The sequence below is a fragment of the Hoeflea algicola genome (assembly GCF_026619415.1).
Classification (GTDB): domain Bacteria; phylum Pseudomonadota; class Alphaproteobacteria; order Rhizobiales; family Rhizobiaceae; genus Hoeflea; species Hoeflea algicola.
The window spans coordinates 4,191,581-4,208,158 of the sequence record NZ_JAOVZR010000001.1; the positions used below are offsets into that span (position 1 = coordinate 4,191,581).

The following is a 16,578-nucleotide window of genomic DNA, read 5'->3' on the forward strand; positions in this document are numbered from 1 at the left end:
GTTGATGAACAGCCCTTCCTTTGCGATGGCTGTTATTCGGCAGCTTCGCGGGTGACCACCAGTTTTGGCGGGGTTGGTTCTGTGCGGCTTTCCAGCCGTGCCAATCGGGCCCGCAGGTCGGCGATCTCGTCGGCATTGCCACTGAGGGCTGCCGTCATCGCTTCGGGTTCCATGGTTTCGGCTTCTTCTTCCTTCGGTCCGACGAAGCGCCCGAAGATCCGGCCCAAAAGCCGTGACAGGTCATCCATGATCAGGAAGAATGAAGGCACCACCACCAGGCTGAGCACGGTGGAGACCATGATGCCGCCAATCACCGCGATTGCCATCGGTGCGCGGAACGATCCGCCTTCACCCACCCCGAGCGCACTTGGCAGCATGCCCGCCGACATGGCGATCGAGGTCATGACGATCGGTCGGGCCCGCTTCTGCCCGGCTTCTATCATCGCCTCGACACGGTCGCGGCCGGTGCGGATCAGTTCGACGGCAAAATCGACCAGCAGGATCGCGTTCTTGGTGACGATGCCCATCAGCATCAGGATGCCGATCAGCACCGGCATCGACAGCGCGTTGTTGGTGATGATCAGGCCAGCGGCAACACCGCCGATCGCCAGCGGAAGCGACAACAGAATCGTGAACGGCTGGATCACGTCCTTGAACAACAGGATCAGCACCGTCAGTACCAAGAGAAGCCCCATCAGCATGGCGTTGAGGAAGCTGGACATCAACTCGTTCTGGACTTCGGCGTCGCCCGATTCCATCACCTGAACCCCGGCTGGAAGCTCGGTGGTCTTGACGATTTCGTTGAACCGGTCCTTGGCGGTGTTGAGCGCCACGCCGATTGGCAGGCTGGCGCCGATCGTTGCCTGCCGTTGCCGGTTGAAGCGGGTGATGGTCGAGGGACCTTGCGTGATCTCGATGTCGGCCACCGATGTGAGCGGTACCGAAACACCGCGCGCCGTCTGAATCCGCAGATTGCCGATCCGGTCGATGTCGGTCCGGTAGATCGGATCAAGCTGCACCCGAATGGGGATCTGCCGGTTGTCGAGCGTGATCTTGGCCAGCCCCGCGTCGATATCGCCGATGGTGGCGACACGCACGGTTTCAGCGATCTGTGCGGTGGTGACCCCGAGTCTTGCGGCTTCCTCGGTTCTTGGCCGGATCTGGACTTCCGGGCGCGGCAGCGCACCGGAAATGGAGACACTGGACAACACCTCTTCGGCCTTGAGTCTCGGCTCGAGCATGGCTACAGCCCGGTCGATCGCCGCCTCGTCGGTGGAAATGACGTTGTAGGTCAGGTCGCGGTCGCCGCGGTCGTTGAGCTTGTAGGCGCGAATGTCGGGGATCACCGCCAGTCTGTCGAAAATTTCCGCCTCGATTTCGGCTTGCGACCGGGTTCGGCCCAGAACCTCCATACGCGGCAGCGAATCGAAAACCAGCGGCACCGCACCGGCGAGCCCGTTGACCACCTTCTTGAGCACCGAATGTTCGATTTTCTCAAGCAGCACCGAGACCGAGGCGCGGCGGATATCCATTTCGCCCTTCGGCGAGGTGCCGCCGAGAATGAAGACGTTGTCCACACCGTCGACATCCTTGATGACGTCGCGCATGGCCTGGGTGGTGCGGTCAGTGTCGGCCAGGGTGGCGCCGGGCGGCAGCTCAACGCTGACGCTGACACGGGAGACGTCTTCAGGTGGCAGGAATGAACCCGGCACCTGCGCCATGAAATGCACTGCCACCACCAGCGAGCAAATCGCCGCCAGCAACGTGGTGTAGCGCCAGCGCAGCGTCTTGGAGATGAACCAGGTGTAGCCCCGCATGATCCGGCCGTCGGTCTGGCCTTCGGCGTCATGGCCGTCGCTGTCGCGCATCAGATAGGCGGCCATCATCGGCGTGATCAGCCGCGCCACCAGCAGCGAGAACATCACGGCGACGGCCACGGTCATGCCGAACTGCTTGAAATACTGGCCGGGAATGCCGGGCATGAACGACACCGGCACGAACACCGCGATGATGGTGAAGGTGGTGGCAATCACCGCCAGCCCAATCTCGTCGGCGGCTTCCATCGAGGCCCGGTAGGGCGTCTTGCCCATGCGGATGTGGCGCGAGATGTTCTCCACCTCGGCGATCGCGTCATCGACCAGGATACCGGTCGCCAGCGTGATCGCCAGCAGGCTGACCAGGTTGAGCGAGAATCCAAGCTGCTCCATCACGAAGAATGTCGGAATTGCCGAGAGCGGCAGCGCCACCGCGGCGATCAGCGTCGCCCGCCAGTTTCTCAGGAACAACAGCACCACGAGCACCGCCAGCAAGGCGCCTTCGGCCAGCGTCTGCAGCGCGGATTCATAGTTGCCATAGGTGTAGAACACGGTGTCGTCGACCGGTACCAGTTCGACGTTGGGGTTGTCAGCGCGGATCTCGTCCAGTGTCTCGGTTACCACCTCGGCGACGGAAATTTCGCTGGCGCCTTTGGCCCTGAATACCGCAAACGAGACCACCTGATCGCCATTGTAGCGGCCGAACGAGCGCAGTTCTTCATAGGTATCGCGCACCTGGCCGAGATCGCCAAGCCGCACGTAGCGGCCATTTGGCAAGGCAATGGTCGTTTCCGACAACGCCTGCACATCAGCCGCATTGCCGAGCGTGCGGATCGCTTGTTCGCGGTCGCCGATTTCACCACGGCCACCGCCGAGGTTGGCGTTGGTGGCGCGCAACTGGCGGTTCACGTCGGCGGCGGTGACACCGTAGGAATCAAGTCGCGCCGGATCGAGTTCGATACGGATTTCCCGGTCGGCGCCCCCGTAACGGTCGACCCGACCGACGCCGCGTTGGCCCTGCAGGGCCCGCTTGACGGTGTCATCGACAAACCAGGACGCCTCTTCCAGCGTCATCCCCGGCGCGTTGACCGCAAAGGTCATGATTGCCTGGCCCTCGACGTCGATGCGGGTGACGATCGGCTCTTCCACCGATGCCGGCAGATCGCCACGTACCCGGTCGATGGCATCCTTGACGTCCTGCACAGCCTGATCGGTCGGCACTTCCATGCGGAAGATCACCGTGGTGGTCGAGACATTGTCGGCCACGGTGGAGGCGATGTCGTCAACGCCGTTGATCCCGGCCACGGCGTCTTCGATTTCCTTGGTGACCTGCGCCTCGAGCTCGGAGGGGGCCGCGCCAGACTGGGCCACGGTGATCGCCACCAGCGGCACGTCGATGTTGGGAAACCGGGTGATCGGCAAGGTGAAGAAGGATTGGATGCCGACAATCGTCAGCAGCGTGAAAGCCAGGATCGGGGCGATCGGGTTACGGATGGCCCAGGCGGAAAAGTTCATCATCTGCGGCTCACTGGCTGATTGCGGCAATATCGCCGCTGTCGGTCTGTTCCACCGGTGTCACCCGGTCTCCATCACGCACGAATGCGCCGGCCTTGGCGACGATCAAGTCTCCGGCGGCTAGCCCCTTCGCAATTTCCAGCAGACCGCCCTCGCGAATGCCGATGGTGACTGCCGTTCGTCGGGCGGTTCCGTCGCTGATCTTGAGCACGTTGGCGCCCTCGGGGGTAATGTTGACAGAGGTGACCGGCACCACGACGGCATTCCGCTGCGCCACGATGATTTCAGCATCTGAAAACATGCCGGCGCGCAAGCCTTGGCTGTTCTTGATCTCGATGCGGGCCATGCCGAGCCGCGTGGTCAGGTTGAGTGTCGGTTCGATCAGCCGGACGGTACCTTCGCGTGGTTCCGCCGAGCCGATCAGCTTGAGTTGGACATCCTGGCCTTCGGCAATCCGGAGCATGTCCACTTCAGCCACATCGGCGCGCAGTTCCAGGGCCCCATCGCGGATGATCGAGAACATCGGCCCGGCCCCGGCGCTGGCGATGGCGCCAACCCGGGCGCCACGTGCCGAGACAACGCCCGACACCGGCGCCTTGACTTCGGTGCGGGCCAGCCGCAACTCGATGTCTTTCTGCTGCGCGTCGATCAGCGCAATCTCGGCTTCTGCGACCTTGACCGATTGTTCCACCGAACGGACCCGCGCCAGCGCGGCGGTAGCCTGGGCTTCGGCTTGCTCGGCCTGAACACTCGAATAGGTGCCGCTCTTGGCCAGTTGCTGCGCCCGTTTGCTGGTCTTGACCGATTCTGCCGCGTTCGAGTTAACTTCCGCTAGCTGGGCTTCAAGCTGGGCAATTGCGGCCAGCGCCTTGGCGCGGTTGGCCTCCAGCTGGCTTTCCTGCAGGATAAGCTGGTCGTCTGACAGGGTGGCGAGCACCGAGCCTGCTTCCACCTGGTCGCCGACATCAGCCCTCAGGCTTTCGATCGCCAGACCTTCGACCTGCGGCGCCACAAGCACTTCCTCGACGGCAGTGATCATGCCGTTGGCCAACACCCGGTCGGTGATTTGGGCCTCAACCGCCCGCGCGGCAATGATCGAAGGCGGTTGCGTGGTTGCTACCGGTGTTTTTTCCGCATCGACTGCAGCAGCCGACAAAGGGGCAGCGGCAAGAAGCGGCAGGCTGAACAATAAGGCAATGAAATTGCGCATAAGAAAAATCCGGTTACGGCTCGGGTTTGAAAGGGGCTTGAACGCGACGTCGCGAATGGTTGACAGCAACAATTCGCCAACGGCTCGGGTCTGCTCATTCATCGTGCTTTCGCCAGAGCAGTTCATGCGTTGAGCGAAGCCATGCATCAGCAGGATCACGAATTGCGCGCGGATGCCAAAATCCTCCACGGCGCCGGCGTCGTCGGTATTGTGAATTCGCACTAGCGCGTCGACCATATTGCCGCGCACAGTCTTTTCCATGTTGCGCATCAGCTCGGCGATTTCCGGCGACCGGCTGGCGGCGGCCTGGACCTCGCTCCACAAGGCGGCGTCTTCGAACGGCATATTTTCGATGCGGTAGCGCAGCAATTGCATGAACACGGCGCCTGGATCAGAGGCCGTTTGTATGGTGGCAAACACCGCTTCGATCTCTTCGAGGTCGCGCTTTACCAACGCCGTGATGATGGCGTTCTTGGACGAGAAATAGCGGTAGAAATTGCCCACGCTCATTTGCGCGGCCTGTGCAAGGTCCTGCATTGATGCGCCATCAAAGCCGTTGAGGGCGAAGACGGATTTTACCTTGTCCAGAATGTCACATACCCGTTGGCGGGCAATGTCGGCCTGAGCGGTGTCCATGCGATGCTTCCTGCGGTCACGTTTATCTGGGCCAGATTAGGGCTGCCCAGCGCGCGCGCGCGGTTTTGTGGTGCGCGTTATCTGGCGGGAATATAGTGAATGAATATTCATTCATCAACCCCACCGATCATCTGACAAATCCACGATGGCGCCGCAAGGTGAGGATCGGGCTCGCACCACACGCTGGCCATGTCGACCTAGAGGCCTTTTCGCGGTCTCCGGTCAGCGCTCGTAAACCATTGATTAACCATCGCTTTGGAAACCACGTGCTTAATAACCGGTTTAGGAAACCGTGAACTATTTAGCCAGTAGATATCTATGGGCCGAAAGCGGCAACTCCGCATGATGCGGGGACGATCAACAGGTGGGGAAATTGCACATGATGTGCACGAAATGGTTTGCGACGCTGGCCGGTGGTCTCGGTCTGGCGCTCCTTTGGCTGCCGTTGAGTCTTCAGGCACAACTGGTAGTAAGTCTGGCGGCGCTGGGGGCCATGTTCTTCGGCATGAGCCGTCCGGAGAACACTGTTTTCCGTTTCATCACATTCATATTTTGCGGCGTGCTGGCGCTGCGCTACGCCTTCTGGCGGACAACGGAAACATTGCCGGTGTTTTCCGAACCACTCAATTTCATTCCCGGTCTGCTGCTCTACCTCGCGGAAATGTACTGCCTGGCGATGCTGGCGATCAGTTTCTTCATGCTGGCCGATCCGATCAAGCGCGTCACCCCGAAGGTCCGTTCGCTTGACGAGTTGCCCACCGTCGATGTGTTCATCCCGACCTACAACGAAGACCCCGATCTGCTGGCCGGGACGCTGGCCGCGGCCAAATCGATGATCTATCCGCGCGACAAGCTGACCATCTGGCTGCTTGATGACGGCGGTACCGAGGCCAAGCGGACCCACAAGGACCCGACCGTGGCGCTTGCTGCCACCCGCCGGCAGGAGCAGCTCAAGGCATTGTGCAAGGCCATGGGTGTCAATTACCACAGCCGCAAGAAGAACGACCACGCCAAGGCCGGAAACCTTAATGACGGGCTGCGCGTATCGAAATCCAAGCTGGTTGTCGTGTTTGACGCCGATCACGCCCCGGTACGTGAATTCCTCAAGGAAACCGTGAGTTTCTTCATTGAGGATCCGAAGCTGTTTCTGGTCCAGACGCCGCATTATTTCCTCAACCCGGATCCGCTTGAGAAGAACCTGCGCACCTTCCGATCGATGCCGTCCGAAAACGAGATGTTCTATTCGGTGCTGCAGCGCGGTCTCGACAAATGGAACGCCTCGTTCTTCTGCGGATCGGCCGCCGTCCTCAGCCGCGAGGCGCTTGAAAGCGAAGGCGGTTTCTCTGGACAGTCGATCACCGAGGATTGCGAGACCGCGCTCAGCCTGCACGCCCGGGGCTGGCGTTCGCTCTATGTCGACAAGCCGTTGATTGCCGGCCTGCAGCCAGAAACCTTTGTCGCCTTCATCGGCCAGCGCGCCCGCTGGTGCCAGGGCATGCTGCAGATCCTGATCCTCAAGCGGCCATTCCTGGCCAAGGGCCTGACGATCGGTCAGCGCGTCTGCTACGCCGGCATCAATTTGTTCTGGCTGTTCCCGCTGTCGCGGCTGACTTTCATGCTCTCGCCGCTGCTTTACATCTTCTTCTCGCTGGAAATCTATCAGGCCAATATCCAGGAATTCGGCGCCTATGCGCTGACCTACCTGATCGCCTCCTTCGCCATGCAGAGCTATCTCTACGGCAAGGTGCGCTGGCCCTGGGTGTCGGAACTATACGAGTACGTCCAGTCGGTCATGCTGATTGGTTCGATCGCCAGCGTGATCCGCAACCCGCGCAAGCCCACTTTCAATGTCACCGCCAAGGGCCAGACCTTGAATTCCAATGGGCTGTCGCCGATCGCTATTCCGTATTTCGTGATCTTCTTCGTCTTGCTGGCGGCTGCGGTCTACTCGCTGTGGCGTCTTGCCACCGAACCGGTCGCCTCGGATCTGCTGATGATCGTGGCGCTGTGGAACCTGATCAATCTTGGTGTCGCCGGGGCCGGGCTTGGCGTGGTTGCCGAACGCCGCGAGTTGCGTCGCAACCAGCGTCTGCCGATCCGTCGCCATGGTTTGCTGCGCCGCGGCGCCAAGACCTGGACCGTCATCCTGCTCGATGCATCGAGCGGCGGTGTGTCGGTGCAATTTGCCGATCAGGAGCCCGACATTGATCCTGAATCGGACTGGTCCGGTTCTATTGAAGTGCGCCGTGGCGGACGCCCGGTATCGTTCCCGGTGACCATCCGCTCGGTGCGTGAATTTGATGGCACCAATGTCTTCGGCTTTGCCTATCCCGAGCGCATGCCCGAGACTTTCATGGCCATCGCGGAAGTCATGTTTTCCGATCAGGATGTTCTCCAGGAGCGTATCAGCCGCCGCCAGGTGCGGCTTGATATTGTCCGCGGCACCGTACGGTTTGCCCGCTGGAGCATTGTCGAATCCTTCCGTGCCACCGGCTACCTGCTCGGCTTCGGTCGCTCGGGCAAGATCGAATCCCACGCCGACGCGCCCATTGTGGTCAAGGCAAACAACACCCGGATCCCGGGCAGGGCGCCGGAAATTCCGGTGATCGGGGAGTACGGTCCCATGCGTAAACAGGTCCTCTCCATCGCTGCGGCAACAGTTCTCGCTGCGGTCGCCATCGCGTCTCCGGCACTGGCCCAAAGCCTGCTGTCGGATACACCGCCGGCAGGCCCGGCGAGCAATGTTACCTCGTTGCGTGGCCTGGGTGAAAGCACCATCCTGTCGACCCGCCCGGTGGCGCTGGCACGCGCCGCTGCCGACCAAGGTCTGATCCTGACGGCGTTCGAGCAATCAAAGTCGGCCCTCATGCTAAAGGGCGAGGACGATGTCGCCAATCTCAGCTTCATGCTCGACGCGGCCTCGCTCTCAGCCGGTGGCGATCTGGTGATTTCCTATCGCAACGCAGTCTCGGTGATGCCGGAAGCCTCGTTGATGGCGGTCATGGTCAACGGTTCGCCGGTCGGCGAATTCCCGATCCGTTCGCCGTCGGGCTTTGACAAGCAGGTCATCAACATTTCGCCGGCGCTGCTGAAGGCTGGTGTCAATGATGTCCGCCTGCGCGCCGTGCAGCACCACCGGGTCGATTGCTCGATGGAAGCAACCTACGAACTGTGGACCGAGATCGACGCGGGGGCATCGGGGTTTCATCCCGGCAACCGCAGCGCGTTGACCGATTTTGCCAGCCTTCGCACGATTGGTCGCAACGGTGAGGGCCTGACTGATCTGCGTCTGGTGTTGCCGGCAACCGCCGGAGCCGATGCGCTCAACCGTGCTGTGCCGCTGGTGCAGACCATGGCGCTGGCGCTCAACCGCGATGATATTTCTGTCACTGTCGCAGATTCTGCCGGCAACGGTCCCGGAATCGATCTGTTCGTCGCAACTGATGACGATCCGCTGTCGCTCGAGGCTGTTCCCGGCGATGCCGATTACGGACTCTCGGTGCTCGCCGCCGCCAATCCACTCCGTGCCCGTGTGGTGCTGCGCGCGGCAACCGGCCGCGAGCTTCCCGACCTGTTGTTGTCGGCCATCGGCGGGCCGCTCAAGGCGGTGCTCGATTCCGGCGTCCGCGCCGTGCGCAAGGGCGAAATTCGTGCTGACGCGGCAAGCAGCTACACCCTCGCCGACGCGGGCTATATGGCGACGCCGTTTAGCGGCCGGTTGTTTAGAACCGGTTTCGAGATGGTCATGCCGGCCGACTTCTACCCCGCTGAATACGCGACCCTCGATCTCACATTGCATGCGGCCACGTCGCCGGGGCTCAAGCCGACCTCGCAGCTGCTGGTTCGCGTCAACGGCCACATCGTCAAGAGCTTGCCGATGCGCGACATCGACGGCGAGGTGTTTTCCGGGCGCAAGCTGGAACTGCCGCTGCGCGCCTTTCGCCCCGGCCGCAACCAGATCGAGCTGCTGGCTGAGCTGGAACGGGCTTCCGATGACAGCTGCGTCTTTGCCGAGCGTGACGATTCAACCCCGCGCTTCATCCTGCTCGACACCACTGAAATCCGGGTCCCGGCACTGGCGCGCGTAGGGCGTTCTCCTGAGCTGGCGGCGATGGCGGGTGCCGCGTATCCATACGCGGGTGCAAGCGGTGTCGATGTCTATGCGCTCAAGCCCGAACCGCATTCGATTTCCACCGCACTGACGATGGTCGCCAAGATGAGCCTTGCGGCTCGCGCGCCGCTGCTTACGCGCCTGGCATTTGGACCGCCCGCGGCTAATCACGCCGGCAATGCCCTTGTGATTGCCTCCAAACGGGCTATCGATGAACTCGCCAATCGCGGCCCCGACGCCTTGTCGACATCGTCGCAGCGCATCGATTTCGCCGCCAGCGGATTTTCGCCGGATATGATCTCGACCTCGTCGATCAACCTTCCCGGCGCAGCGATCCCGATGGCTCTGGCCTCCGACCCGACGGCGCTGCTCGATGCGTTTCACCAGACCACCCGTAATCAGGGTGATGGCAGCGCATCATTTCAGGGGCTCGGTGATCGCGTCGGCGCCGCCTACCGATCGCTTTCGTTACTGGCTCAACTATGAGCGGCCTTCCGATGCCGCACCGATAGTGGACCCGCGCCGCAGGGCGGTGCTTTCACAGCGGCCGGGCGTTTCCGGCAAAGGTGTTGTTACCTGGCTGACCGCCGATTCCCCGCTCGACCTGATGGACGCTTCATACATGCTGGCCGATCCGCAGATATGGAACCGGCTGGAAGGCGAGGATGTGGTGTTCGATCTTGATGAACACAGCCTCAGGACGGTGCGCCCGGATAGTTACTTTGCCCTCAATGTCACAGATTACGGGCCGGGCAATCTGCGCCGGCTCGCCGCAGCATGGTTCTCGGATCATTTCCGCATCTATGTGGCTCTGGTGATTGGCCTGATGGCCGTGTTCGCGATCTGGATCGGCCGTGCCGTCCCCAAGACTGGCGTGAGGACCGACCAATGAAATCTGAAGAACGTCACCCGCGCCTGACCGGCCTTGTTCGCAACCGGGCCATTCATCACCGCACTCGCCGGCATCTTGCTCTCGGTTGTGCGCTGGCGCTTGCCGGCATCGGCTCGGTGCTGCTGCCGGGCGTGCAGCAGAGCGTGGCCGATGATGGAACCCAGCTGATTATCGCCAGTTCCGGCCAACCTTTTCCAGCTCTGCCCGGATTTGCCAATGCGCCAACTCCTAGCGCGCAACAGGGTGAGCTCGCCACAGCGGCGGCCCGTCCGGCGCAGGGCCCGGATCTCGATCCGGTGCAGACTGCGGCGCTCTACTATTATGCCAAGCAGCGGCAGATCGACCGTGTCGAGGCTGAAATCATCCGCTTGCAGGCCCTGCACCCGGGGTTCACGCCGCCGCGCGATCTCTACATTGCCGCCGACAAGATCGTGCCGGACGAAAGCAATCTGTGGCAGATGTTCGGCGCTGACGATTTCACCGGCATCGATGCCGAGATCATCCGCCGCAAGGCCGCCGATCCTGCCTGGGAGCCGACACCGGATTTCCAGTCCAAACTAGAACAAAAGAAGCAGCGCGTGCGGATGAAGGAACTGGCCACGACCGAAGACTGGCTGGCGCTGCTCGATGTTTCCGCTGCCATCGACCCGGCGAGCGAAGAAGATGTTGATCTGGTCTGGATGAAGATCGACGCGCTGTCTGCTGCCGGTGACCGCGACGGGCTGGCTCGCACCTTGCGCGGACTGCTGGTGCGCGAAGGTGATAAGCGACTGACCGACGAACATCTGATCGTCACCCTGCAAAAGGCGCTGCGGGATTTTCCGGCCTCCGAAATCCGCGCGCTGGCTGCAATGTTGTGGCCGGAAGCCAGTGGCGGCTATCTGCCTGCTGTCCTGCGTCTTGATCTGGCGCGCAAGCAGGTGGCCGAATTCAACGCCGGCAAGGACATCGCCCCGGTTTCGTCTGAAGCACTAGCAATGCTGGCGCTTGAAGCGCGCAAGTCGCGCAGGCCCGAAGATCTTTCGCTGCTCGGCTGGCACGCGCTCAAGGTCGAAGCCCCGGCAGAGGCCCAGCCGTGGTTCGAGATAGCCATGCAGGTGGCGCCGGATCCGGAAAACGCCAAGGGGATGTATCTCAGCTTGGCGCGTCAGAAGCTCGAGAGCCAGGCCTATGCCTTTGCTGCGGCTCATCTTGGCGACATTTCCGATGACCCGGTGTTTCTGATGAACGTGCTCTCGCCGCGCTTCGGCAATCCTGCTGAAGGCGGGATGAGCGCGGAGGTGGTGCATTCCTATTCCACCGCTATTTTGGAAACAAGCGCTGCTGACCATGCCGAAATTCTTGGCTGGTACGCCTATAATTCGCGCCAGTTCGACGCCGCTGAAGCCTGGTTCCGGCAATCCTATGGCTGGGAGGCTTCGCCCGACCGGCTCAAGGGACTGGCCCTGAGCCTGTTGCGCCTGAAGAAGAACCGCGACTATGCGGCTTTGAAGACCGAGTACGTTGCCAACTATCCTGATATCTGGCCTGAAATCGATGCCGCACCGGCGCCAAAAAAGCGCAAGGCTGCCGCAATCGGTGGGCCGGCATCGGATGTAAAGACCAGCTATGTGCGGCTGTTCGAGGCCAAGAACTACCCGGCCTGCCTGCGCGAGATCGACCGCCTCGGCGCGAGCGGCGCCAAGCCCTCCGTTGCGGTGATCCGTGGCTGGTGTGAACTCGGCTTGAAGCGGTTCGGCGCGGCGCGGATGTCGTTCGAGACCGCCATGGCCGGTTCCGGACAGGTCGGCACGGATGCCGTCTACGGGGCTGGTCTGGCCCTGCTCGGCGCGCGGCTGACCGACGAAGCAGAAGCGCTGATCAGCGCTTGGCCATTGTCATCCGTCCGGGATCGTGAATTGAAGCTGGAAATCTACTACCAGCGCGCCCGATCCGCCTTCGATCACAAGCAATACGACCGGGTGGTGCAGGCGCTCGACGCCCGTGCGGCGCTGGACGCCGAGCCGCGCGATCTCATGCAGATGCGGGCCTGGGCCTATTATCACATGGGCCAGTCGCAGCGGGCCAAGGCGGTTTTCCGCGAACTCAACATGGTTATTCGGGATGCCGGGGCGTTGGCCGCCATCGAGCAGATCGACAGCAGGGAAGGGAGATGATCCTGATGACGCCGCGTCTCATGACCATGATGGTCCTGGCAATGTCCGTTAGCGGATGCGCCACCGGGGATGACCCCACAATGTTTACCGGAGCGATCAAACCTGTCGCACCGACGCTGACCGCCGACGTGTCGCCCGATTATGCCGCAGCCTACCTGCCGCAGGTCGCCGGTCGCGTCGATGCGGTGCGGCAAACCTCGCGCACTGATCACATCTTCCAGACCATCCTCTATCCCAATCCCGGCTACAGCGATGGCGAGAACCAGTTGACGGTGTCGATCGCGCCGCCATCTTCGGACAAATCCTATTTCCAGGCTCCAACCCAGCGTGAAGTCGTCCGCGAGATGCGCGGTCAACTGCCCGGCGTCCCTATGCGCATCATGGCCACTGCTGGTCAGAACCAGAACGGGCCTTTCGGCTATGCGATCGGCGCCAGCGCCAATGGCGGCACCTGCATTTTCGCCTGGCAAACCGCCCGCGACATCAGCCGTGACGATCAAACCGGTTTCGCTCGGTTCGGACGCACCCGCTACGCTGCCAAGGTCAGGCTGCGCTATTGCCACCCGACAATGACGGAAGGGTCTCTGGTCTCGCTGATGGCGGGATTGCGGATACGTGAAGTCTCTGAAGCCACGGTCGAGATGCTGCGTTTTGCTGAAGGCTCAGGTGTTGCCGGCCGCGCCACCTATGCCATTCAACAGCCGGAGCCGGTGCAAAAACGCCCCACGGCATTGCGGCCGAAGGCGGTGGTGGCAACGGCGAGCGGGAAGGCAAAAACCGCCGCGCTGCCGGTGCGCAGTGGCCCGCGTGTGCTCAAGCCTGAAGAACTCGCCGGCTACAAGAATGCCCAGGCATCAATGCCTGCAACCGTGGCGGTTGCTAGTAAAGTGGCCACCAAGCCGGTCGCGGTCAAAGCGCCAGCCATACCGCTACCCGGCGATCTCGATCGGTAGACGCTTCAATTCATGAGAACAGGAGGCGGCAAGTTAGCCGCCTCCTGGATTTCCGTGCTTATTCCGCCGCTTCGGCATAGTCCGACATCGGCGGGCAGGAACAGACCAGGTGACGGTCGCCATAGACATTGTCGACCCGGTTGACCGGTGCGAAATACTTGGTGCTGCGCATCGACCCTGCCGGGAAACAGGCAGCTTCGCGGTCATACGGCCGGTCCCAGGGGCCAACCAGATCCTCGATCGTGTGCGGCGCATTCTTGAGCGGGTTGTTCTCCCGGTCCATGCTTCCGTCCTCGATCGCCTGGGCTTCTGCGCGGATCGCCAGCATGGCCGAGCAGAACCGGTCGAGCTCGGCCTTGACCTCCGATTCCGTCGGCTCGATCATCAGCGTTCCCGCAACCGGCCAGCTCATGGTTGGCGCATGGAAGCCGCAATCGATCAGCCGCTTGGCGACATCATCGACGCTGACCCCGGCACTGACCGCAAGCGGACGCGTATCGAGGATGCACTCATGCGCAACCCGGCCCTTGGACGAGGTGTAGAGCACGTCATAGGCGCCCTTCATCCGGGCGGCGATGTAGTTGGCGTTGAGGATCGCGATCTTGGTCGCCTGGGTCAGGCCGTCGCCGCCCATCATCAGGCAGTAGGCCCAGGAGATCGGCAGGATCGAGGCCGAGCCGAAGGGGGCTGCGGAAACCGCACCTGGTTTGCCGTCGGTGGCCCAGTGGCCGGGCAGATGCGGTGTTAGATGCGCCTTCACCCCGATCGGCCCCATGCCCGGACCGCCGCCGCCATGGGGAATGCAGAAGGTCTTGTGCAGGTTGAGATGGCTGACATCGGCGCCAATGTCGCCGGGACGGGCGAGACCCACCAGCGCGTTGAGGTTGGCGCCATCGAGATAGACCTGGCCCCCATGTGCGTGGGTGATCTTGCAGATCTCCTGGGCCGTTTCCTCGAACACGCCGTGTGTCGACGGATAGGTGATCATGCAGGCCGCCAGATTGGCCGAATGCAACTCCGCCTTGGCGCGGAAATCATCGATATCGATGTCACCGTTCTCGCGGGTGCCGACGGCAACGACGGTCATCCCCGCCATCTGCGCCGAGGCCGGGTTGGTGCCATGCGCCGATGTCGGAATCAGGCAGATATGACGATGGTCATCGCCGTTGGCGCGGTGCCAGGCGCGGATCGTCATCAGACCGGCGAACTCGCCCTGGGCGCCCGAATTGGGCTGCATCGAGATCGCGTCATAGCCGGTGATCAGGCACAGCTTGTCCGACAGATCGTCGATCATTTGCTTGTAGCCAAGCGCCTGATCGGCCGGTGCGAACGGGTGGATGTCGGCAAATTCCGGCCAGGTGATCGACAGCATCTCCGCCGTCGCATTGAGCTTCATAGTGCACGAGCCGAGCGGAATCATCGTCCGGTCCAGCGCCAGATCCTTGTCCGACAGGCGTCGGATATAGCGCGTCATTTCGGTTTCTGCGCGGTTCATGTGGAAAATCGGATGTTCCAGATAGTGCGACTGCCGCACCAGCGGATCGGGGATGTCCGGCCCGGCCTGAAGGTCGCCGAATGTCATGTCGCCGCCAAAGGCGCGCCACACCGCTTCCACAGTGGCCGCACGCGAGACCTCGTCGAGCGCGATGCCGATGCGATCGTCGCCAACCTTGCGCAGATTGATGCCCTCGCCGCGTGCCGCCTCGAGAATTTCCGCCTGCTTGCCTTCCGCATACACCGTCACGGTGTCGAAGAAGATTGCCGGATCGATCACAAAGCCGAGTTGCTTGAGCCCCTTGGCAAGCGTGGTTGCGCGGGTATGGACGCGCCCGGCGATGGCCTTGAGCCCGACCGGCCCGTGAAATACCGCATACATCGAGGCGATGACGGCGAGCAGCACCTGCGCGGTGCAGATGTTGGATGTGGCCTTTTCGCGGCGGATATGCTGTTCGCGGGTCTGCAGCGCCAGACGGTAGGCCTGGTTGCCGCGCGTATCGATGGTGACGCCGACAAGGCGGCCGGGCATTGACCGCTTGTAGGCATCCTTGACCGCCATATAGGCCGCATGCGGACCGCCATAGCCCATCGGTACGCCGAAGCGTTGCATCGAACCGATGGCGATGTCGGCGCCCATTTCGCCCGGCGATTTCAGCAATGTCAGCGACAGCGGATCGGCCGCGACAACGGCAATTGCCTTTTCCGCGTGCAACGCTGTGATCAAATCGGTGAAGTCGTGCACATGGCCATAGGTGCCCGGATACTGGAAGATCGCGCCAAAGACCGCGGCCGGATCCAGTTCGGTGAACGGATCGCCCACCTTGACGTCCCAGCCCAGCGGCTCGGCGCGGGTGCGGATCACGTCAATGGTCTGCGGGTGGCAATGGTGATCGACGAAGAAAAGGGTGCTCTTGGATTTGGAAACCCGTTCGGCGATCGCCATGGCTTCGGCTGCCGCCGTTGCTTCGTCCAGCAGCGATGCATTGGCGATGTCGAGACCTGTGAGGTCACTGACCATGGTCTGGAAATTCAACAGCGCTTCCAGCCGGCCCTGGCTGATTTCCGGCTGGTAGGGCGTATAGGCCGTGTACCAGGCGGGATTTTCGAGAATGGTGCGCTGGATCACCGGCGGCATGATGGTGCCGTGATATCCCTGACCGATCAGCGACAGCATTACGGTGTTTTTGTTCGCCGTAGCACGCAGATGGTCGAGCACACCGCGCTCGCTCATCGGTTCGCCAAAGGCCAGCGGCTGTTGCTGGCGGATCGAACCGGGGACGGTTTCATCGATCAGCGCATCAAGCGAGGCGGCGCCCACCACCTTGAGCATGTCGGCGATCTCGGCAGGCGAGGGGCCGATATGACGGCGATTGGCAAAGTCATAAGGATCGTAATCAGGCAGGGTAATGCTCATCGCAGATCTCAACCAATCATGGCCTGGTAGGCGGTTTCATCCATTAGCGCATCGGCATCGCTGACATTGGCGAGCTTGAGCTTGAAGAACCAGCCGGCGCCGGTCGGGTCGGAATTGACCAGCGACGGATCATCGACGATCGCCTGGTTGACCTCGACAATTTCACCGGCGAGCGGGCAATAGACATCGGAGGCGGCCTTGACCGATTCAACGGTCGCTGCGTCCCCGCCCTTGTCAAATGTGCTGCCTGCATCCGGAAGTTCCACAAAAACCAGATCGCCAAGCTGTTCGGCGGCGTGTTCGGTGATGCCGACGGTGGCCACATCGCCCTCGATCTTGAGCCATTCATGGTCTTCGGTAAATTTGAGCATGGTGCTGTT

At 61.9% G+C, this 16,578-nt stretch carries 8 protein-coding genes; 4 read left to right on the forward strand and 4 right to left on the reverse strand.

All coding sequences use genetic code 11. From position 1 onward, the window contains the following. Window positions 1-32: 32 nt before the first annotated feature. Window positions 33-3,329, reverse strand: a complete 3,297-nt coding sequence (locus OEG84_RS20425) for an efflux RND transporter permease subunit (RefSeq protein ID WP_267656268.1) — start codon at window positions 3,327-3,329, stop codon at window positions 33-35. Between the two features lie 10 nt (window positions 3,330-3,339). After that, window positions 3,340-5,175: an efflux RND transporter periplasmic adaptor subunit gene (locus OEG84_RS20430; protein ID WP_267655442.1), complete on the reverse strand. Its 1,836-nt coding sequence runs from the start codon at window positions 5,173-5,175 to the stop codon at window positions 3,340-3,342. 379 nt (window positions 5,176-5,554) lie between these two features. Here OEG84_RS20430 and bcsA point away from each other — a divergent pair, with 379 nt between their 5' ends. From bcsA to bcsN, 4 genes are read left to right on the forward strand one after another with little or no spacing between them, the layout of a single operon-like run. Further along, window positions 5,555-9,772, forward strand: coding sequence for a UDP-forming cellulose synthase catalytic subunit (bcsA, locus tag OEG84_RS20435; RefSeq protein WP_267655443.1), 4,218 nt, complete (start codon window positions 5,555-5,557; stop codon window positions 9,770-9,772). 25 nt (window positions 9,773-9,797) lie between these two features. After that, entirely contained in the window at window positions 9,798-10,178 is a 381-nt protein-coding gene (locus tag OEG84_RS20440) for a hypothetical protein (RefSeq protein WP_267655444.1), read from the forward strand. Beyond that, complete coding sequence (locus OEG84_RS20445) at window positions 10,175-12,334, forward strand: hypothetical protein (protein WP_267655445.1); 2,160 nt, start codon at window positions 10,175-10,177, stop codon at window positions 12,332-12,334. Before OEG84_RS20440 ends, OEG84_RS20445 begins: the two co-directional genes overlap by 4 nt. A gap of 5 nt (window positions 12,335-12,339) precedes the next feature. Further along, entirely contained in the window at window positions 12,340-13,287 is a 948-nt protein-coding gene (gene bcsN, locus OEG84_RS20450; RefSeq protein ID WP_267655446.1) for a cellulose biosynthesis protein BcsN, read from the forward strand. Between the two features lie 58 nt (window positions 13,288-13,345). On the opposite strand, the gene gcvP is transcribed toward bcsN, so the two are convergent. Beyond that, window positions 13,346-16,198: an aminomethyl-transferring glycine dehydrogenase gene (gene gcvP / locus OEG84_RS20455; RefSeq protein ID WP_267655447.1), complete on the reverse strand. Its 2,853-nt coding sequence runs from the start codon at window positions 16,196-16,198 to the stop codon at window positions 13,346-13,348. An 8-nt stretch (window positions 16,199-16,206) separates the two neighbouring features. Further along, window positions 16,207-16,569, reverse strand: a complete 363-nt coding sequence (gcvH, locus tag OEG84_RS20460; RefSeq protein ID WP_267655448.1) for a glycine cleavage system protein GcvH — start codon at window positions 16,567-16,569, stop codon at window positions 16,207-16,209. Window positions 16,570-16,578 lie beyond the last annotated feature (9 nt).

Bases quoted from the DNA above. Each gene is read 5' to 3' on its own strand.
- bcsA (WP_267655443.1), top strand. From the start codon at position 5,555: ATGATGTGCACGAAATGGTTTGCGACGCTGGCCGGTGGTCTCGGTCTG.
- bcsN (WP_267655446.1), top strand. From the start codon at position 12,340: ATGACGCCGCGTCTCATGACCATGATGGTCCTGGCAATGTCCGTTAGC.
- OEG84_RS20430 (WP_267655442.1), bottom strand. From the start codon at position 5,175: ATGGACACCGCTCAGGCCGACATTGCCCGCCAACGGGTATGTGACATT.
- OEG84_RS20425 (WP_267656268.1), bottom strand. From the start codon at position 3,329: ATGAACTTTTCCGCCTGGGCCATCCGTAACCCGATCGCCCCGATCCTG.
- gcvP (WP_267655447.1), bottom strand. From the start codon at position 16,198: ATGAGCATTACCCTGCCTGATTACGATCCTTATGACTTTGCCAATCGC.
- gcvH (WP_267655448.1), bottom strand. From the start codon at position 16,569: ATGCTCAAATTTACCGAAGACCATGAATGGCTCAAGATCGAGGGCGAT.
- OEG84_RS20445 (WP_267655445.1), top strand. From the start codon at position 10,175: ATGAAATCTGAAGAACGTCACCCGCGCCTGACCGGCCTTGTTCGCAAC.